Annotated in this window: 16 protein-coding genes; 4 read left to right on the forward strand and 12 right to left on the reverse strand. The window is 73.6% G+C overall.

The window, feature by feature from the left end; translation table 11 throughout:
• Positions 1–1,851, forward strand: coding sequence for a polysaccharide lyase family 8 super-sandwich domain-containing protein (locus tag ACFWYW_RS05350; RefSeq protein ID WP_379613812.1), 1,851 nt, complete (start codon positions 1–3; stop codon positions 1,849–1,851).
• Here ACFWYW_RS05350 and ACFWYW_RS05355 read toward each other — a convergent pair.
• The 3 genes from ACFWYW_RS05355 to ACFWYW_RS05365 all read right to left on the reverse strand — a co-directional run bounded on the left by ACFWYW_RS05355 (position 1,829) and on the right by ACFWYW_RS05365 (position 4,459).
• Entirely contained in the window at positions 1,829–2,491 is a 663-nt protein-coding gene (locus ACFWYW_RS05355; RefSeq protein ID WP_379613810.1) for a class F sortase, read from the reverse strand. The genes ACFWYW_RS05350 and ACFWYW_RS05355 overlap by 23 nt on opposite strands.
• Positions 2,492–2,959, reverse strand: coding sequence for a hypothetical protein (locus ACFWYW_RS05360; RefSeq protein ID WP_379613808.1), 468 nt, complete (start codon positions 2,957–2,959; stop codon positions 2,492–2,494).
• A 66-nt stretch (positions 2,960–3,025) separates the two neighbouring features.
• Positions 3,026–4,459, reverse strand: coding sequence for an aldehyde dehydrogenase family protein (locus ACFWYW_RS05365; RefSeq protein ID WP_379613806.1), 1,434 nt, complete (start codon positions 4,457–4,459; stop codon positions 3,026–3,028).
• 49 nt (positions 4,460–4,508) lie between these two features.
• Here ACFWYW_RS05365 and ACFWYW_RS05370 point away from each other — a divergent pair, with 49 nt between their 5' ends.
• Positions 4,509–5,216 carry a polyphenol oxidase family protein gene (locus ACFWYW_RS05370; protein ID WP_379613804.1) on the forward strand — a complete coding sequence of 236 codons (708 nt, stop codon included), beginning with the start codon at positions 4,509–4,511 and terminating at the stop codon, positions 5,214–5,216.
• Between the two features lie 7 nt (positions 5,217–5,223).
• On the opposite strand, the gene ACFWYW_RS05375 is transcribed toward ACFWYW_RS05370, so the two are convergent.
• The 3 genes from ACFWYW_RS05375 to ACFWYW_RS05385 are packed head-to-tail and all read right to left on the reverse strand — an operon-like array spanning position 5,224 to position 7,434.
• Entirely contained in the window at positions 5,224–5,574 is a 351-nt protein-coding gene (locus ACFWYW_RS05375) for a hypothetical protein (RefSeq protein WP_379613802.1), read from the reverse strand.
• Between the two features lie 26 nt (positions 5,575–5,600).
• The gene (locus tag ACFWYW_RS05380; RefSeq protein WP_379613800.1) at positions 5,601–6,737 is read right to left on the reverse strand and encodes an ATP-dependent DNA ligase; all 1,137 of its coding nucleotides are present in this window, start codon (positions 6,735–6,737) and stop codon (positions 5,601–5,603) included.
• Between the two features lie 4 nt (positions 6,738–6,741).
• The gene (locus ACFWYW_RS05385) at positions 6,742–7,434 is read right to left on the reverse strand and encodes a pyrimidine reductase family protein (protein ID WP_379613798.1); all 693 of its coding nucleotides are present in this window, start codon (positions 7,432–7,434) and stop codon (positions 6,742–6,744) included.
• Between the two features lie 538 nt (positions 7,435–7,972).
• Between ACFWYW_RS05385 and ACFWYW_RS05390 the strand changes: the two genes are divergently transcribed.
• Positions 7,973–8,377, forward strand: a complete 405-nt coding sequence (locus ACFWYW_RS05390; RefSeq protein ID WP_379613796.1) for a hypothetical protein — start codon at positions 7,973–7,975, stop codon at positions 8,375–8,377.
• Here the strand turns inward: ACFWYW_RS05390 and ACFWYW_RS05395 are convergent.
• Positions 8,349–9,404: a LacI family DNA-binding transcriptional regulator gene (locus tag ACFWYW_RS05395; RefSeq protein WP_379613794.1), complete on the reverse strand. Its 1,056-nt coding sequence runs from the start codon at positions 9,402–9,404 to the stop codon at positions 8,349–8,351. The genes ACFWYW_RS05390 and ACFWYW_RS05395 overlap by 29 nt on opposite strands.
• 86 nt (positions 9,405–9,490) lie before the next feature.
• On the opposite strand from ACFWYW_RS05395, the gene ACFWYW_RS05400 reads away from it, so the two are divergent.
• Positions 9,491–11,494 (forward strand): hypothetical protein, encoded by a 2,004-nt coding sequence (locus ACFWYW_RS05400; protein WP_379613792.1) that lies wholly within the window; start codon positions 9,491–9,493, stop codon positions 11,492–11,494.
• Here the strand turns inward: ACFWYW_RS05400 and ACFWYW_RS05405 are convergent.
• From ACFWYW_RS05405 to ACFWYW_RS05425, 5 genes are read right to left on the reverse strand one after another with little or no spacing between them, the layout of a single operon-like run.
• Entirely contained in the window at positions 11,491–12,075 is a 585-nt protein-coding gene (locus ACFWYW_RS05405) for a hypothetical protein (protein ID WP_379613790.1), read from the reverse strand. The genes ACFWYW_RS05400 and ACFWYW_RS05405 overlap by 4 nt on opposite strands.
• Positions 12,072–13,853, reverse strand: a complete 1,782-nt coding sequence (locus ACFWYW_RS05410) for a heparinase II/III family protein (RefSeq protein ID WP_379613788.1) — start codon at positions 13,851–13,853, stop codon at positions 12,072–12,074. Before ACFWYW_RS05410 ends, ACFWYW_RS05405 begins: the two co-directional genes overlap by 4 nt.
• Positions 13,841–14,596, reverse strand: a complete 756-nt coding sequence (locus ACFWYW_RS05415; protein ID WP_379613786.1) for an SDR family NAD(P)-dependent oxidoreductase — start codon at positions 14,594–14,596, stop codon at positions 13,841–13,843. Before ACFWYW_RS05415 ends, ACFWYW_RS05410 begins: the two co-directional genes overlap by 13 nt.
• A gap of 9 nt (positions 14,597–14,605) precedes the next feature.
• Complete coding sequence (locus ACFWYW_RS05420; protein ID WP_379613784.1) at positions 14,606–15,568, reverse strand: acetylxylan esterase; 963 nt, start codon at positions 15,566–15,568, stop codon at positions 14,606–14,608.
• Positions 15,569–15,605: 37 nt separating this feature from the next.
• On the reverse strand, positions 15,606–17,951 hold the full coding sequence (locus tag ACFWYW_RS05425) for a polysaccharide lyase 8 family protein (protein WP_379613782.1): 2,346 nt from the start codon (positions 17,949–17,951) through the stop codon (positions 15,606–15,608).
• Positions 17,952–17,970: the final 19 nt, after the last annotated feature.

A 17,970-nucleotide genomic window follows, 5' to 3' on the forward strand; every position in this document is an offset into this window, starting at 1 on the left:
GTGAGTGAGGCCGCCGACACGATCCGGGCGCGGCTGCTGGCCGCGTTGCACCGCGAGGCCGGGCCGCCGCCCGCCGCGCCGGGCCCCGACGGCCTGTGGGCCGACATCGACTACGCCGACCTGGACGTGACCGTCTGGGGGCCGTTCGAGCACCTGGTCAGGCTCAGGGCGCTGGCCCCGGCCGAGCCGGAACCGGCCACGCGCGCCCTGGACGCGTGGCTGCGGATGGACCTGCGCTGCCCCAACTGGTGGTACGACCAGCTCGGCGCCCCGCGCGTCCTCGGCGACGCCGCGCTGCTGCTCGGGATCGCGCACGACCCGCGGCTCACCCGGATACTCGGGCGGGCCGCCGTGACCGGGATGACCGGCCAGAACCTGCTCTGGGCGGCCGAGGTCGTCATCCGCCGCTGCCTGCTCGACGGCGACGACGAGGGGCTCGCCGAGGCGTTCGGCCAGGCCGCGACGCTGCTGGTCCCGGGCGATGGCGAGGGGATCCAGCCCGACCACAGCTTCCACCAGCACGGCCCGCAGCTCTACTCGGGCGGCTACGGCCACAGCTTCGCCGTGGACATGGCGGCCCTGGCCACGCTGGCCGCGGGCACCCCGATGGCGTTGCCGGAGGAGGCGATGGAGGTCCTGGCGGCCTACCTCCTCGACGGGCAGCGCTGGATGATCCACGCCGGCCGCTACGACATCGCCTGCATGGGCAGGGAGAGCACCCGCGAGGGCAACGCCGCCCGCGGCCCCGCCCTGGAGGTGGCCGCCCGGTCCCTGGCCGCGGGCGGCGGGCCCCGCGCGGAGGCACTGCTCCACTTCGGGCAGGGCCCCGGCACCGGCGCCCGCTACTTCTGGCGCTCCGACTACCTGGCCGTCTACCGTCCTGGCTGGTCGGCGGCGGTCAAGACCTCCTCGACCCGCACGGTCCTGTCCGAGGCGGGCAACGGCGAGGGCCTGAGCGGGCGGCACCTGTGCGACGGCGTCACGCACCTGTGGCGCACCGGCGAGGAGTACCACGCGCTCTGGCCCGTGCAGGACTGGCGCCACCTGCCGGGCACCACCGTCGCCTATCGGGGCGGGCCGCTGCCGGCCGCCGACTTCGGCCAGGACACCGGCGGCTCCGACTTCGCCGGCGGCCTCACCGACGGCCCCTACGCGATGGCCGCCATGCACCTCGACCGCGACGGCGTACGCGCCCGCAAGTCGTGGTTCTTCTTCCTGGACGAGTACGTGGCGCTCGGCGCCGGCATCACCTGCGCCGACCCGGACGTCCCCGTCCACACCACCATCGACCAGACCACGCTGACCGGCGAGGTACGCCTGGCCGACGGCACCCTCCACCACAACGGCGTCACCTACTTCTTCCCGCACCCGGCCCCGCTGACGGTCCGCTCCGGCGCGCGTTCGGGCAGCTGGGCCGCGGTCAACCGCTCGCAGTCGGCGCGCGAGCTGTCGGCGGACGTCCTGGAGATCTGGCTCGACCACGGGCGCGCCCCCTCGGACGCCACCTACGCCTACATCGCCGTCCCCGGCCCGCCCGCCGACACGCTGACCGCCCCGCGCCCGCTGACCGTCCTCGCCAACACCCCCGACATCCAGGCGGTACGGCACAGCACCCTCGACCTCACCCAGATCGTCTTCCACCGCCCCGGCACCCTCGCGCTGCCCGGCGGCTCCATCACCACGGACCGCCCGATCCTGGTGCAGGTACGCGGCCCGTCAGCCCTGTCCGCCGCCTGCCCCTTCGGCACCGGCGGCCAGGCCAACCTCACCCTCGACCACCACGGCACCACCCGCGAGCTCGCCCTGTCGCTGCCGCCCGGCCCGACCCTCACCCTCCCGGCCGCCCGCTAGAGCGGGGGTAGTACGGGGCGGCCAGGTGGGCGTAGACGATCGTGTTCTCCTCGTAGCTGCCCGCCCTGGCGTCGAAGGCGCCGCCGCAGGTGACCAGGCGCAGCCCGGGGTAGGCCAGCTTGCCGTACACCTTGCGGGTGGGGAAGCGGGTCTTGGGGGTGTGCTCGACCTTGTCCACCAGGAACACCGCCACCGACCGGTCGGCGCGCAGCACCTGCACCTGGTCGCCCTTCTTCACGTTGCGCAGGTACGCGAAGACGGCCGGCCCCGTCCTGGTGTCGAGGTGGCCGGTGATGACGGCGGCGCCGCGCTGGCCGGGGACCGGGCCGTAGCGGTACCAGCCGGCCAGGTTCGGGGGGTTGAGCGGCGGGTTCTCGATGGCGCCCTTGGTGTCCAGGCCCAGCTCCATCAGCGGGGCGGACACGCCTATGGAGGGGATGTAGACGGCGGTGGGGCGGGCGGGCTCCATCGGGGCGGCGATAGTGCCGCCCTTGGGGATCTCGAGGTCGCGGGGCGGAGCGGGGGTGGCGGCGGCCGGGGGGGGGGGCGGGGTGAACAGGCCGTTCAGGCCGAGGGCGATCAGCGCGATCCCGGCCAGGGAGACGGCGCCCGCCCCGGCCAGGATGAGCCTCTGGGCCAACTACGCGCCGCCCTTGCGCCGCCGTACCGCGAAACCGGTGAGACCCGCGCCCGTCAGGAGCGCGGCGCCGCCGACGGCGAACGGCCAGACGGCGGCCTCGCGCGCCAGCCCGCCGGCGCCCGTCTCGGGGTGGCCGTCGGGGACTCTGCGCTCGTCCTCGTCGACGGGCTTCCACGGGTGTTTCGGCTCGTCCTCCCGCGGGGGCTCGGACCAGGAATCCTGCGGCTTCGGGCCGTCCGACCAGCTGTCGACCGGGTTCGGGGCGGACGACCACGGGTCCTCCGGCTCGCCCTCGCCCGAAGGCTCGTCGCAGGGGATCAGCGGGAGCGGCAGGCAGGTGGAGACCACCGTGGCGGTGTCCGATGCGGTCTCCGCCGTGGCCGTGCCGATGCCGGCGGCGAGGCTCACCCCGCCGATCACGAACGCCACCAGGGCTCCGGCGGCTGCGAGTCGTCGCGCTAATGCCATGGGCCGAGCCTCGCGAACTATTGGACCTGGAGTCAAGTAGTGTGACCGAAGTGAAACGCGTCACTCCTAGGTCTGGATGATGGCCGCCTTCTCCCTGGTGTACTCCAGGACGGCGTCGTGGCCGTAGCCCGAGTCCTTCACCCCGCCGAACGGCAGGCCGGGCGGCATCTGGCGGAAGGTGTTCACCCAGACGGTGCCGCTCTGCAGGTCGCGGACGAACCGGTGGGCGCGGGCCAGGTCGCGGGTCCAGACGCCGGCGGCCAGGCCGTACGCGGAGTCGTTGGCGATGGCGAGCGCCTCGTCATCGGTGTCGAACGGCATGGCCACTGCCACCGGCCCGAAGATCTCCTCCTGGCAGACGCGCAGCGCGTTGTCCCCGGCGGTGTAGAGCGTGGGGGAGACCCAGTAGCCGCCGGGCAGCGCGGGGACCACGTCGGCGCCGGTCAGGCCACCGAAGACCAGCTCCGCGCCCTCCTTCTCGGCGATCTCCAGGTAGGAGGCCACCCGCTCGTACTGGCCGGCCGAGACGATCGGGCCCATCGTGGTGGCCAGGTCGAGCGGGTCGCCGAGGATGACGCCCCTGGCGGCCGCGGTGATGCGGGCGAGCATCTCGTCCCAGATCGAGCGGTGGATGAGGATACGCGAGCCGGCGACGCAGACCTGCCCGGCGTTGCCCGTGTAGATCGAGTTGACCGTCACGCCCTCGGCCGCCCTGTCGAGGTCGGCGTCGGGGAAGACGATGTTCGGGGACTTGCCGCCGAGCTCGAACGTCATCGGCTTGATGCCGGCCGCCCTGGTGATCGCCAGGCCGGTCTCCGTGGAGCCGGTGAGGCTGATCTTGTTGACGCCGGGGTGGCGGACCAGCGCGTCGCCGGCGTCCTCGCCCATGCCGGCGACGATGTTGAGCACGCCGGGCGGGAAGACCTCGGCCAGCAGTTCACCCAGCCGCAGCACCGAGACGCTCGCCTGCTCGGCCGGTTTCACGATCACCGTGTTGCCGGCGGCGAGGGCGAAGGCGGCCTTGGCGGAGAACGTCGAGATCGGGCTGTTCCAGGGGATGATGCAGACCGCCACGCCGTACGGCTCGCGCCGCGTCATGCCCAGCGCGTCGGGGCCGAGGATGACGGTGTCGCCCTTGACCGCCTCCAGGCACTGGCCGGCGGCGATCTGCCACAGGTAGGCCATGCCGGGCAGGTCTCGCTTCAGGGTGTCGCGCAGGATGCGGCCGTTGTCCGTGGTCTCCAGGGTGGCCAGTTCCTCGGTGTGCCGGGTGAAGATCTCGGCCACCTGCCGCAGGAAGTGCGCGCGGCCCAGAGCGGGCAGGGCGGACCATCTGGGCAGCGCCTTCCTGGCGGCGGCGACGGCGGCTTCCGCGTCGGCCTTCCCGCCAGCGGGGATGCGGGCCCATACCTCTCCGGTGGCCGGATTGACCGAGTCGAGGGTCCTGCCGTCGGCCGCGGGGACGAGCTTTCCGCCGATAAGGTTGCGGTAGTCAATCACGAGACCAAGCATATGCTTGGTTGGGATCAGTGGCCATAGGATGGCCGCCATGCAGCTGGCTCCCGGCGTCCGTGCCGCCGTCACCGACCGCCATGGCGGTGTGAGTGCCCCGCCGTACACCTCGCGCAACCTCGGTGGGCTGGTCGGCGACGACCCCGAGGCCGTGCTGGCCAACCGGGCGGGCCTCGCGGCCGAGCTGGGCGTGCGCGGGATCGTCTTCATGAAGCAGGTGCACGGCGCGGACGTCGTCCACGTCGGCGAGCCCTTCGGGGACGATCCGCCGCCGGTGGACGCCGTGTTCACCGGCGAGCCCGGCCTGGCGCTGGCCGCGCTCGGGGCAGACTGCCCGGCCGTGCTGGTGGCCGATCCGGTGGCGCGGATGGTCGGGGCGGCCCACTCCGGCCGGCCCGGCACCGAGGCCGGGATCGCGGGCGCGCTGGTGCGGGCCATGGTGGACAAGGGGGCGCTGGCCGCGCGGATGGTGGCGCTGATCGGGCCGGGGGCGTGCGGGCGCTGCTACGAGGTGCCCGAGGACCTGCGCGCGCGGGTGGCGGGCCGCGTACCCGAGACTCACTCCACGACCTCCTGGGGTACGCCCGCGCTCGACCTGCCCGCGGGCATCAAGGCGCAACTGCAGGCGGCGGGCGTGGGCGAGGTGCGCCACGACGCGCGCTGCACGATCGAGACCGGCGACCTCTACTCCCACCGGCGCGAGCAGGTCGCCGGGCGGTTCGCCGGGCTCGTCTGGCTGGAGTGAGCCCGGGTCAGCTCTTGCGGCCGCCCTGTCCCCGGGCGAAGGCCCAGTTGACCAGCGCGAGGCCGCCCCAGATCGGCACCAGGCCGTTGGTGCTGGAGTCGAGGGCCAGCAGGACGATGGTGGCGGCGGTGCCCAGGACCAGCGAGACGATCGCCAGCGCCAGCCGCATGGCGTCGGACACGCTGCTCTGGCGCGCCACCTGCTTGGCGCTGGGCAGCCTGGCGACGCGCTCGTCGACCCTGCGATCGATCTCGGCGCTCATCTTGTCGATGAAGGACTCGACCACCGCGTCCTCGTACTCGGGTCCGAGGTCGCGGCGGGCCGAGACTGCCGCGCGTACGTCATCGCCGGTGCTCATATGTCGAGATATAACGGCTTTGGGGGTCAGCGGGCAAGGATGTCGTCGAGGTTATAGGCAACAGGTCTTTCAAGCTGCTCGTAATTGCAGGATTCGGGTGTCCGGTCGGTCCGCCAGCGCCGGAACTGGGCCGTGTGGCGGAACCGGTCACCCTCCATCGCGTCGTAGGCCACCTCCATCACCAGCTCCGGCCGCAGCGGGATGAACGACAGGTCCTTCTTGGCGTTCCACCGCGAGACCGCGCCGGGCATGCGCTGGCCGCCGCGCGCGGGCGTGGCGGCGGGGCCGCCCTCCTGCGCCTGAAGGATCGCCTGGTCGGCCCACGCGCCCCACGGATGCTCGCCGAGCTGGGCGAGGTACGGCTTGAGCTCCTCCACCAGCTCCGCCCGGCGCGCCATGGGGAACGAGGCGGCCACGCCCACGTGGTGCAGCTTGCCGTCGGGACCGTAGAGGCCGAGCAGGATCGAGCCGACGATCGGGCCCGTCTTGTGCTCGCGGTATCCGGCCACGACGACGTCGGCGGTGCGTTCGTGCTTGACCTTGAACATGGTGCGCTTGTCGGGGATGTACGGCTGGTCGCCGGGTTTGACGATGATGCCGTCGAGCCCGGCGCCCTCGAACATCTCGAACCACTCGCCGGCCTGCTCGTCGTTCCTGGTGACCGGGGTGAGGCGGATGGCGCCCGTCTGCCCCTTGTCAGGAAATATCCCCTCAAGGCGGGCGCGGCGGTCGGCGAACGGCGTCTCCATCAGCGACTCCTCGCCCAGCGCCAGCAGATCGAAGGCGATGAACGAGGCCGGAGTCGTCTCCGACAACATCTTCACCCGCGAGGCCGCCGGATGGATGCGCTGCTGGAGCTGCTCGAAGTTGAGGTGCGTGTCATGGATCAGCACGATCTCGCCGTCGACCACGCACTTGTCGGGAAGCTCGCGTTTCACCGCCTCGACCAGCTCGGGGAAGTACCGGGTGAACGGCCGCTCGTTGCGGCTGCCCAGGAACACCTCGTCGCCGTCGCGGAAGATGATGCAGCGGAAGCCGTCCCACTTCGGCTCGTAGAAAAGGCCGCCGTCCTGCTTCGGCATCGCCTTGACCGCCTTGGCCAGCATCGGCGGCACCGGCGGCAGCACCGGCAGGTCGAGCTGGATCTCGGTGGGCTCCTCCATCGGCTCACTCCCTCACATAGCGGTTGAACAGCACGCCGTCTTCCTCGAGCACCTGGGCCAGTGTCAGACCGCAGTTCGCGCTCTCGCCGTTGAGTATGCGCGCCGCCGTGCCGCCGACCAGCAGCGGGCTCACCGACAGGCACAACTCGTCGATCAGGTCGGCCGCCGCGAGCTGCGCGTTGACCCGCGGCCCGCCCTCGCACAGGATCCGGTCCAGGCCACGCTCACGCAGCGCCTGTACGGCCAGCGGCATGTCGACCCGGTCCGCGCCCGCCAGGATCACCTCGGCCTGCCTGCCCGCCGCGGCCCGCCGGTCGGCGGGGGCCGCCTCGCAGGTGATGACGATCGTGGGCGACTCGGCCTCGGTGAACAACGGGCTGCCCAGATCGAGGTCGAGCCGGCGGGTGATCACGGCGATCGGCGGGGGGACCTCCCTGCCGGGTCTGCGTTTGGCGGGGCCGTACCCCTCGGTGCGGACGGTCGCGGCGCCCGCCAGGATCACGTCGGCCAGCCCGCGCAGGACCCCGAACACCCGGCGGTCGCCCTTGCTCGACAGCCCCCCGGACAGGCCCTTGAGCCAGGCGGCGCCGTCGGCGCTTGCCACCATGTTGACCCGCAGCCACGGCCGGCCCTCCGGGTAGGCGTAGGCCTGGACCAGGTCGGGGTTGTCATGGGTGTCCGGGTGAATGCGACGCACCCCTCTACCTTGGCACACACCCCCGACAACCAGCCCCCGCCACCGCTGCCCTGCGGGCAGGAGCGGCGAAACGCCCGGCCACCCGGAGCACCCAGGGCGGGAAAGGACCGGCACCCAGAAGTGGGGCTTCCGGGAGCCGGGCACCGTGGGCCGAGAAGCGCTCGGGAGGGGTGGTCGCCCCGAACAACACGTGCCCGGCGGAGGCCGTGTGGGGAGGCGGACCTGGGTGGGGGTGCGCGCGAGAGCGGTGGGGAGACGGGCGTGCGGGAGACGGCGGGTCTGGGTGCCGTGGGGGAGGGGGTTAGCCGGGTGTGTCCGGTGCGCTGGGAAGAGTCGGTGTGCCAGGAGGTGGTGGGCCGGGATGCGTGGGCAAGGGAAGGGGGTGTGCCGGGCGGGCGGGAAAGAGCAGGGTGGAATGGCGCAGGACGGGTCGGGTGGGTGGTTGGTGGAGGATATAGCGCTTTCGTGGATCTGAAAGACGTACGTGATGTCTTGTGCTTAACGTGGCGATAGGGCGTGGGGACTACAAGGAGGCCCGGTGGGTCTGGTCACTGTCGTGACATGGCTGTTCACTGCGATCGTCGGCATCTACCTGCTCTACCTCTGGCTGTCGGGCGGCGGCCTGCGACAACAGGCGACGAAGGTCACCCGCTTCCCGGTGGCGCTGATCTTCTCCCATCCGGCTCTCGCGATCTGCGCGCTGGCCTGCTGGGTCGCGTTCCTGCTCACCGGGAACCGGGTGCTGGCCTGGGCGGCGTTCGGGGTGCTCGCGGGCGCGGCGCTGCTGGGGTTCACGCTGTTCACGCGCTGGCTCGGCGGCGGCCGGCACGCCAAGGGCGCGGAGCGGCGGCTGCCCGTGCTGGCGGTGCTGCTGCACGGGGTGGCGGGGGTGACGACGTTCGTGCTGGTGCTGCTCACCGCGGCGGTGGCACGGGGCCAGTAGAGCCCCTGACCACGAGCTCGGGCCGCATCAGCAGCGAGCGGCCGGTGGCCGGCTCGTCGGACTCGACGCACTCGCGCAGATGGGTGAACGCGGCGGCGGCCATGTCGGCCATGGGCTGGCGGACGGTGGTGAGCGGCGGCGCGGCCAGGTCGGCGAGGACGATGTCGTCGAAGCCGACGACGGAGACGTCCTGGCCGACGCGCAGCCCGGCGTCGCGCACGCCCGCGCTGACACCCAGCGCGCACATGTCGTTGATGGCGACGATCGCGGTGGGCGGGTCGTCCTCGCGCATCAGGTCGGCGGCGGCGCGCCGGCCGAGCCCGGCGACGTCGAGGTCGCCGTAGGGCTCGTCGGCGGCGCCCGACCACACGATGGCGTCGTCGGGGGAGAGCCCGGCGCTCTCCAGGGCGTCGCGGAAGCCGCGGAAGCGCTCGCGCCGGTTGACGCTGCGCAGCGCGCCGGAGACGAACGCGATCCTGCGGTGACCGAGCTCCAGCAGGTGGCGGGTGGCGAGCTGGGCGCCGATGACGTTGTCGACGCTGATGTTGACCATGCGGGACGGGTCGCCCGCCTGGGCGGTGCGGTCGAAGGCCACCAGGTTGAGCCCCTGCTCGACGAGGGGCAGCACGTGGTCGAGCGAGGGCAGCGAGGAGCAGAGCACGACGCCGCGGATGCCGTCGGCCCACAGTTCGTCGATGTAGGCGCGCTCGCGCTCGGGGTCACGGGCGCTGTTGCAGAGCAGCACGTGGTACCCGGCGGCCAGAGCGGCCCCTTCCAGGTGGAGCGCGAACGCGCCCCAGAACGGGTTCGCCACCGACGGCACGACCAGCCCGACCACCTGGACGCGCCCGGTACGCAACTGCCGCGCGGCGCGGTTGGGCCGGTAGCCGAGGTGCCTGATGGCCTCCTCGACCCTGGCCCTGGTCTCCGGCAGCATGCGGCCGGGGCGGCCGTTGAGGAAGTTGGACACGGTGCTGGGGGAGACGCCCGCGGCCTTCGCTACCTGGTGGATCGTTGCACCGCTCATGGCGGTCATTGTAGCGCCCCGCTGGAGAGTCCTGCTGCCCATGGTCTAGGGTGAAGCGTCGGTAAAACGTTGCACAAGGAGGTCGTGTGTTTCCCGTCGACGGCCTGAGGGACCTGCTCACCACGACGCACGCCGCGCAGTGGCGCCGGTTGCACGAGCAGTGCGACTGGTACCGCCGCCAGCGGCCGCCCGCGGAGCACCCGCGCGCCAGCATCACCTACTTCGGCCCCGCCGCCGCCAACCTGGCCCTGGCCTACCGGCTGACCGGCAACCGCGCGTACCTGGAGGAGGCCTGGCGCTGGATCTCGACCGCGATCTCCTATCCCCACTGGGGCAAGGCGCACCTGCCCGACCACGATCTGGACGCCGGCTGGCTGCTCCACGGGCTGTCGATGGCCTGCGGCTGGCTCGGCGACGACCTCGGCCCCGGCCGCCTGGAGGCGCTGCGCGCCAAGCTGCGCCTGCAGGGCCGGCGCCTGTACGACCACGCGGTCGCGAGCGAGGGCGGCTGGTGGTCCTCCAGCTACTGGCAGAACCACAACTGGATCTGCCACGCGGGCCTGGCCGCCGCCGGGTACCTGCTGGACGAGCCCGCCTGGACCACCCGTGCCCGGCGCAACCTGGAGACCGTCCTGGAACTGCTGCCCGAGGACGGCTCCGACAGCGAGGGCGTCGTCTACTGGCGCTACGGCGTGCCGTGGCTGGCCGTACACGCCGACCTGGTCGAACGCCTGGAGGGCGTGAGCCTGTGGGATCGCGGCGGCTTCCTGCGCAACACCTTCGGCTGGCGGCTGCACCAGTGCGCGCCCGGATTCGAGGAGAACGCCGACCACGGCGACTGCCACGACCGCCGCAGCGGCCACAGCCCGGCCCTGTACCACAAGCTCGCCGCCGTCTACCGCGACGGCCGCGCGCGCTGGCTGGCCGACCTGGTGTCGGAGCGTTTCCTGTGGCGCGAGGCCTACGAGTCGGGCGTCAAGCCGGGCATCATGCCCGAGGCCTACCTCGAACTCCTCTGGTACGACCCGTCGGTCGCTCCGGAGCCGCCGCGGGAGACCGGCGCCTACTTCCCCGACCTCGGCCAGCTCACCACGCGGACGAGCTGGGCCGGCGACGCCGCGTACCTCAGCTTCAAGTCCGCGCCCGGCGGCGGGCACCGCGCGTGGCGGGAGTCGCGGCGGCTGCGCGACGAGCGCGGCTGGGACACGCTGAGCGCGGGACACCACCACCCGGACGCGGGCTCGTTCGTGCTGGCCGCGCACGGGGCCTTCCTCGCCGTCGACGACGGATACTGCAACGCCAAGCGGGCGGCCCACCACAACCTCGTGCTCGTCGACGGCTCGGGCTGGGCGGGTGAGGGCCGCTACCACGTCTACAAGGACCTGCCCGACGACCGCGTGCCCGGCATGCGCGACGTGCTGGCCCTTGACGGCTTCGCCCACGCCACCTCCTCGACGGCGATGATGTTCCCCGAGGAGCTCGGCGTGCTGCGCTGTGACCGCACGCTCGTGGTCACTCCGCGCGGCCGTACCGTGCTGCTCGACACGCTGGCCGCCGCCGAGCCGCGCGCCTGGACCATGCTCCTGCACACCGACTGGCCCGCCGATCCGGGCGCCGCCGACCTGGCGCTGGTCTCGGGACCCGCCCTCGCCTGGGTACGCCGCCTGTCGCCCGAGCCCGTCGAGGTCACCCGGGACGTCACCGAGATCGAGGCCAACCCCACCTCCTCCACGCCGAGCCTGCGCATCGTGAAGACGCTGCACACCGTCCGCACCACGACCGCGCGGGTGCGGGAGGCGTGCCTCCTGCACACGATCGAGCCGTCCGCCGCCCTGAACCCCGCCCCGCCGACGTCCGCGCGCCTCCCCCTCGACAGCGGGTACGGCACGGCGCTGTCGTTCGGCGGCGAGGTGGTCCTGCTGTCGCCCGCGGAGCGGAAGATCACGGCGGCCGGCATCGAGGCCGAGGCGGCGGCGGTCATCGTCTCCGGCGGCAGGGCGGCGCTGGTGGAGGCGGTCAGCGTCCGGCGCGACGGCGAGCCGGTGCACGAGTCGCCGCGCCCGTGGACCGGCGTGGTCGACTGGCCCTAACCGCGCCCGGCGCCGAGATGCAGGGCGAGCAGAAGGGGGACGGTGGGCCCGTACAGCAGCGGCCCGAACGGCAGCACGATCGTGAGGATGCCCGCCGCCACCGCCGCCCCCAGGATCGCGAGGCTGGGCCCCGGCGCCCCGAACCCGCGCAGCGCCGTCATCGCCCACGCACGGACCCCAGCGCCGGGTGCGCGGGCGGCGGCCACGGCCAGGTGCACGTGGTAGACGAGCGCGGCGGCCAGGACGCCGAGCTGCCCCCACAGCAGCGGCCCGGCCAGCTCGCCCGGCCGCCGCAGCAGGAACAGCACGTTCGCGCCGAGCAGCGCAAGGGCGGCGGTGGAGGCGAGCGCGTGCGCGAGCAGCGGCCGCAGGTAGCCGGGGAAGGCGCGCAGCACCCCGGTGAACACCCGGTGCTCGCCTTCCTCCCGCCAGGCCCGCAACGCCGAGGCGGCGGCGGCCAGCGCGGGCAGCCACGTCACCACCCCCAGCGCCAGCAGGCAGAACGCGGCCCCGGCGAACGCCGGCACGGTCGCATACCCGAGCCACCGCACCATCACCTGATCCCACCGCCGCCCGCTCATGGCAGCAGGTGCTCCTCGACGGTTCCGCCCGTGAGCGTCACCCGGAGAACGCCGTCCGCCACCGCCACGCCGAGCACCGCGGGCTCCGCCCCCTCCGCCTGGTACACCGAGCAGAACGTGACCGGACCCCGCGCCGCCCAGTCCAGGCAGGTGCGGGACCGCTGCGGGTCGTCGGCCAGGCCCGGCGCGGGGAAGGCCGAGAGCACGGCCGGGACGTCGGCCACGTGCCGGCCGCGCAGTACCTCCTCGCCCCGCCACACGGTCGTGACCACGCCGCCGCCCTCGGCCGCCTCCACCGGCACCCCGGGCCGCAACCGCAGCACCACCGGCTCGTCCGCCTTCGGCGCCAGCGCGCACAGGTCGGCCAGGTAGCCGGAGCCGGTCAGCACCGTCCGGGTGAGGCGCACATCCGGATAGGCGTCGTCGCAGCTCGCCGTGACCCGGGCGGGTTCGTCGGCGTCCAGCGTGCCGGTGGTCTCGGCGGGTTCCGCGCCGGGCAGGCCGGGGGCGGGGTGGGCGTCGGGCCCGGCGAAGTGGGCGCGCCACCGGTCCTCCGCGTAGGGGACCTGGCCGGGGTCGGGCTGCCAGGGGGTGTGCTCGCCGTACAGGTAGAGGGCGAGTTTGTCGTGGTGTCCGTGGCTGCCGCCGTGCGGGCCGTAGTCGAGCACGGCGTGCACGCCACCCGCCCGCAGCACCGCGAGGCCCGCGTCGGGGAAACGCGTTCCCGGCGGTACGGCCGCGCGCGGCGGCCCGGCGAACCACCCGGAAAGGTAGGACTCCAGCCGGTCATGGCCGGGCCCGGCGTCGGCCACGGCGCGGGCGGTGACGGCGGCCAGATGGTCGGGCGCGGCGAACCCGGCGGCCAGAACCCCCAGCTCCGCGTGCTCGGCGGCGGTGGCGGGCCGGTCGTAGGGGCCGTCGTGCAGCGCGGGCAGCACCCCGCCGGGTGAGGCCGTCCCGGCCAGCGCCGCGATCATGCCCAGCAGCCTGGCGGCGACCGCGTCCGGCAGGTCCCCGGGGCGGGTGCCGCGCAACTGCAGCAGGTAGGCCCGCAGCACGAAGCCGTGGTAGTAGGTCGAGGCCTCCCACTCCCAGCCGTCCGGCGCGACGGCCGCCAGGGCATGCGCGTGCAGCCCATGCGGACCGTCCAGCCAGCCCGCGCCCGCCGAGCCGCCCGCGTCCGCCGGGCCGGTGCGGATGAGGGTTGCGGCGTGGGCGGTGACGGCGCCGGCGGCGTTGAGCCAGGCGGTGTAGTTGGAGGTGAAGCGGTCCTGGGCGACGAGGGTGGCGCGGGCCTCGCGGGCCGCCCGTTGCAGCGAGTCCAGCAGGGGGAGGAGCGGGTCCAGGCCGGGGACGTCGTGTTCGGCCAGCGTCCAGGCGGCGTGGCCGAGCGAGACCGCCCAGATCGCCTCGCTGAGCGCCTGGTGGAACATGCGGCCGCGGAGCATCCACGGCTGTGCCTGTTCGTGGCGGCCGCCGGAGGTGAGTTCCGTGTACCGCCGGCCGTACTCGATCAGTGAGGGGAGGGCTTGTGCGGGGGAGACGGCGGCGAGCAGGCGGATGCGGCGCGCGCACGCCTGGTGGGCCAGGGCGGCCCACGCGCCGCGGACGGCGGGGGTGTCCACGCGGCAGCCGTACGGGCAGCGCGCCCCCTCCGGCGGGAACGCGCCCGACAGCAGGCCGTCGTGGGCGAGTTCGACGCCGTGCACGCCGCAGACGTAGGCGTGCCACCAGCCGCCGCGCTCGCGTGGCAGGCGGGGCGCGTTCAGCGGGGCCATACGCCACCGTCGATGTCGAGCGTGGTGCCGGTGACGAAGCCGTTGCCAGGCGCGGCCAGGTAGACGGCGGCGGCGGCCACGTCGGCGGGGTCGCCCTCGCGGCCGGCCGGGATGCCGCCGACGATGGCCGAGCGCGCCTCGGCGGAGGTGAACGTGTCGTGGAAGGCGGTCTGGCCGATGAAGCCGGGGGCGAGGGCGTTCACGGTGATGCCCTGGGGCGCGAGTTCCTTGGCCAGGGCCTTGGTGAAGCCGATGACCCCGGCCTTGGCCGCCGCGTAGGCCGCCGAGCCGGGGCCGCCGCCGTTGTGGGCGGCCAGCGAGGACATCGTGATGATGCGGCCCTTCGCGCCCATGTGCGGTACGGCGGCGCGGCAGGTGCGGAAGGTGGCGCCCAGGTTCACGTCGAGCGTGGCGGCGAACTGCTCGTCGGACATGCCGGCCACGGTAGACCGTCCCACCAGATGCCCGGCATTGCACACCACGACGTCCAGCCCGCCCAGGAACGCCACCGCCTCGCCGACCAGGCGGCCCGCCTCCTCCGTGGAGGTCAGGTCGGCCTGGACGGCCAGCGCCTTGCGGCCGAACGCCTCCACCCGCGCCACGGTGTCCGCCGCGCCCGCCGAGCGCCCGTAGTGCACCGCCACGTCCGCCCCGGCCTCGGCCAGCGCCACCGCTATGGCGGCGCCGATGCCGTGTGCCGCGCCGGTGACGAGGGCTCGGGTGCCAAGCAGGTCAGTACTCATCAGAACTCCTTAGGAAAACAGGGAACGCAGGGCCGCGAACTTGCGCGGCAGGTCGTACTCGGCGCCGCCCTCGTGGCCGTTGTACCGGTACACCTCGATCGAGGCGGGACCGGCGTAGCGGTTGACGGCGGCGTAGACCGTGGAGGGCGGGCAGACGTTGTCCATCAGCCCGACCGAGAACCAGCCGGGGCAGGAGGCGCGGGCGGCGAAGTTGACGCCGTCGAAGTAGGACAGTGTGCTGAAGGCCGTCTCCGCGGCGAAGCGGTGGCCGCTCAGCCAGCGGCGGATCTCCGCGTAGGGGCCGTTGTCGGTGATCTCGGCCGCGCGCCGGTAGTGGCACAGGAACGGCACGTCGGCCAGCATCCCCGCCACGTCGTCGCGCAGCCCGGCGACGGCCAGCGCCAGCCCGCCGCCCTGGCTGCCCCCGGCCACCGCGACCCGTGAGCCGTCCACGTCGGGATGCGCCTTGACCGCGTCGACCGCGCGGACCGCGTCGGTCATGAGCCGCCGGTAGTAGTGGTGCTCGGGGTCCTCGATGCCGCGGGTGACGAAACCGGGCGCGGAGGAGCCGTGGCCGGCCGGGTGCACGTCCGGGGTGTCGGCGGTGGCCTTGCCGCCGCCGCCCTGGCCGCGGTTGTCCATGATCAGGTGGGCGTGCCCGGCCGCGCTGTAGGCCAGCGACTGGTACGGCAGGCCGCGCCCCCCGTTGTACCCGATGTACTGCACGACGGCGGGCAGCGGCGCGGTCCGATGACGGGGAAGCAGCAGCCAGGCCTTGACCGGCTGCCCGGCCCACCCGCTGAACGTCACGTCCAGGACCTCGACCGTGGCCAGGCCGCCCGCCCACGGCGTGAACTCCGCTCCGGCCGGGGAGTCGTCGAGCGTGCGTTTCCAGAACGCGTCGAAGTCGGCGGGCTCCTCGGGTTCCGGGCGGTAGTCGCGCAGCCGGTCGAGCGGCATGTCCACGAGCACGGGCAATCCTCTCCAAATCTCGATTTTTCGGGGCTTTTCAGGCCAGGTCGGCGGTGAGGGTCGCCCCATGGCGGCCCGCGGTCTCGGCGGTGATCCGGATCCGGCCCGCCAGCGCCCGCACCCGCACCCCCGGATCGGCCCGCACCACCCGCAGCCCCGGCCGGAACAGCTCCACCACCACCCGATCGCGCTTCTGCGTGGGGTCGGACACCGCCACCGCCGTCGCCGAGCCGCGCCTGCGGGTCACCACCGAGGCGGGCCCGTCGGCCGCCAGGTCGACGGCCCGCCCGGCGCCCCAGAAGTTGGCCGCCAGGAAGTGACGCCCCGGGCTTGCCACCGCGTGCACCGCCCCCGTCGCGGCGACCACCTGCGCGGCGGGCGCCGCCGACCACGCCGCCGTCCGGTCGGCGGAGGCCGCGGGAAGCTGGGTGTAGGCGTAGCCGGTGCCCGCCGCGTGCTCCAGCCACAGGGTCAGGTAGGTGCGGGTGATCTCGGTGGCGGAGCCGTACTTGATGTTGATGTCCTTCCACCGGCCGGTACGCGGCTCGCGCACGGCCCGCAGCCGCGTGGGAGCGGCCAGGACGTAGCCGCCGGTGCCCGCGAGGTGGGCCCAGCGCACACCGGTGAGCGTCCCCGGGCTGCCCGGTACGGCGGCGCCGTTCACCGTCAGCACGGCCTGCGGATCGCGCAGCTTGCGGTTCTCCAGCACGGTCTCCACGTCCTGGCCGGTGATCCCGGAGCCGACGCAGACGATCGCGTCGTCGACGAAGAACCAGCTCTTCAGCGCGCGCAGGCCGGTGTCGAGGCCGCGCAGGTCCATGCCGTAGGCGGCCAGCGTGGTGCCGGGCAGCGCGGCGCCGCCGGCCCAGTCGGCGCCGGACACGCGCCGCTGGTCCTGCCCGTCGGCGAGCGCGCGCCGTTCGACCGTGGTGCCGGGCAGGCGGTGCGGATCCACGGTCGGCCAGTAGTCCTCGCTGTAGTGGCCGAGGTCGCCGTCGTAGACCAGGACCATGCCGTCGGACAGGTGCCAGCCGCGCAGGTTCTCGTTCTGGATGGACTCGTAGTTGTAGATCCGCGTGGAGTACGCGCTGACCGCGTAGCCGAAGCCGGGGCGGTGGTGGACGGCCTTGTCCATCCGCGGATACTGCCGGTGCAGGACCGGCGCCGGGTAGGCGGGCGCGGCCGAGCCGAGAGCCTTGCGGGCCAGCACGATCGACGACAGGTCGGTGACCTTGAGGAAGTCGCGGTAGGTGTCCTCGGTGATCCAGCGCTTGACCAGCCGCGTCAGGTGGGTGGCCCGGCTCGCGTCGGCCCCGGCCAGCCGCAGCGCCGCCTCGATCACCGGCTGCGCCGCCGCGTGCCCCTGCTTGCTCTCGCGCGCCACCTCGCGGCCGCAGACGGCCGCCATCATGTCGCCGCGGAACATCAGCGGGTCGAACGCCTCGTCCACCCACCGGAACACGTTGTCCACGGCCGGGTCGCGCACCGCCCACGTGCTGCCGGCCAGCAGGTGCAGCAGCTTGGACAGCGTGTTGAGCAGTTCCTTGCCGTAGCCGCCGTTGTAGGGGTGCTTCCAGTGCTGCAGGAACGACCCGTCGGAGTAGAAGCCCTCGCCGGTGCCGCCGGCGCCGCCGTCCTGGAAGGCCAGCACGCTGTTGGCGCCGCCGCCGCGTACGTCGCTGAGCGCGTCGCGCACCTCGCCCAGCGCACTCCCGTCGCCATCCAGTACGGCCCGCAGCGCCACGACCGTGCACACCCACACCCGGTTGGCCCCGGTGGCGATCTGCCGGTCGGCCCGCCACAGGTTGGGGTCGGGCGTGTAGTGGTGGACCGCCGCCGTCATCCTGGCCAGGCGCTCGGCCCCCAGAACGTCGTGCAGCAGGACCATCGTGTCGTTGAGCTGGATGGGCGCGCCGATCTCCCAGTCCCAGTCGTTGTCGTAGCGGGCCAGGGCGGGGCCGTAGCGGTGCGCGGACATCCAGTCCAGCGCGTCCAGGACCACCCGCAGGGTCGGCTCGTGCGCGTGATGGCCGGTGCCCGGCGTCGCCCACGACAGCGCGATCTTCGCCAGCCGCGAGAAGCTCGACGTCACATGGCCGGAACGGGCCGGATCGGCCAGGTCGGGCCACAGCGCGGTACGGCCGGCGCCGGTGTCGAGCGTGGCGAGGAACCCGGCGGCGGTACGCCCGATCCGTTCCACGGCGGCGGCGATGTCCGGATCGCCGGTGTCGATGCCGTCGCCGCCGGTCAGCAGGGCCCGCCAGCGCAGCCGCAACGCCGCGGTATCGGCCACGAGAGCCGCGGCCGGGCCGGCGACGAAGGCGGCGGTGGCTCCTAAGCCCGCGCCGATCAGGACGGTACGCCGGGTGAGAGGCAGGGACATGGAAGATCCTTCCGGGGGG

It is taken from the genome of Nonomuraea sp. NPDC059023 (assembly GCF_042740095.1).
In the GTDB taxonomy this organism is placed as follows: domain Bacteria; phylum Actinomycetota; class Actinomycetes; order Streptosporangiales; family Streptosporangiaceae; genus Nonomuraea.

Excerpts from the sequence above, each read along its gene's own strand:
- ACFWYW_RS05360 (WP_379613808.1), bottom strand. The coding sequence starts at position 2,959 with ATGGCATTAGCGCGACGACTCGCAGCCGCCGGAGCCCTGGTGGCGTTC.
- ACFWYW_RS05370 (WP_379613804.1), top strand. The coding sequence starts at position 4,509 with ATGCAGCTGGCTCCCGGCGTCCGTGCCGCCGTCACCGACCGCCATGGC.
- ACFWYW_RS05375 (WP_379613802.1), bottom strand. The coding sequence starts at position 5,574 with ATGAGCACCGGCGATGACGTACGCGCGGCAGTCTCGGCCCGCCGCGAC.
- ACFWYW_RS05380 (WP_379613800.1), bottom strand. The coding sequence starts at position 6,737 with ATGGAGGAGCCCACCGAGATCCAGCTCGACCTGCCGGTGCTGCCGCCG.
- ACFWYW_RS05395 (WP_379613794.1), bottom strand. The coding sequence starts at position 9,404 with ATGAGCGGTGCAACGATCCACCAGGTAGCGAAGGCCGCGGGCGTCTCC.
- ACFWYW_RS05405 (WP_379613790.1), bottom strand. The coding sequence starts at position 12,075 with ATGAGCGGGCGGCGGTGGGATCAGGTGATGGTGCGGTGGCTCGGGTAT.
- ACFWYW_RS05410 (WP_379613788.1), bottom strand. The coding sequence starts at position 13,853 with ATGGCCCCGCTGAACGCGCCCCGCCTGCCACGCGAGCGCGGCGGCTGG.
- ACFWYW_RS05415 (WP_379613786.1), bottom strand. The coding sequence starts at position 14,596 with ATGAGTACTGACCTGCTTGGCACCCGAGCCCTCGTCACCGGCGCGGCA.
- ACFWYW_RS05425 (WP_379613782.1), bottom strand. The coding sequence starts at position 17,951 with ATGTCCCTGCCTCTCACCCGGCGTACCGTCCTGATCGGCGCGGGCTTA.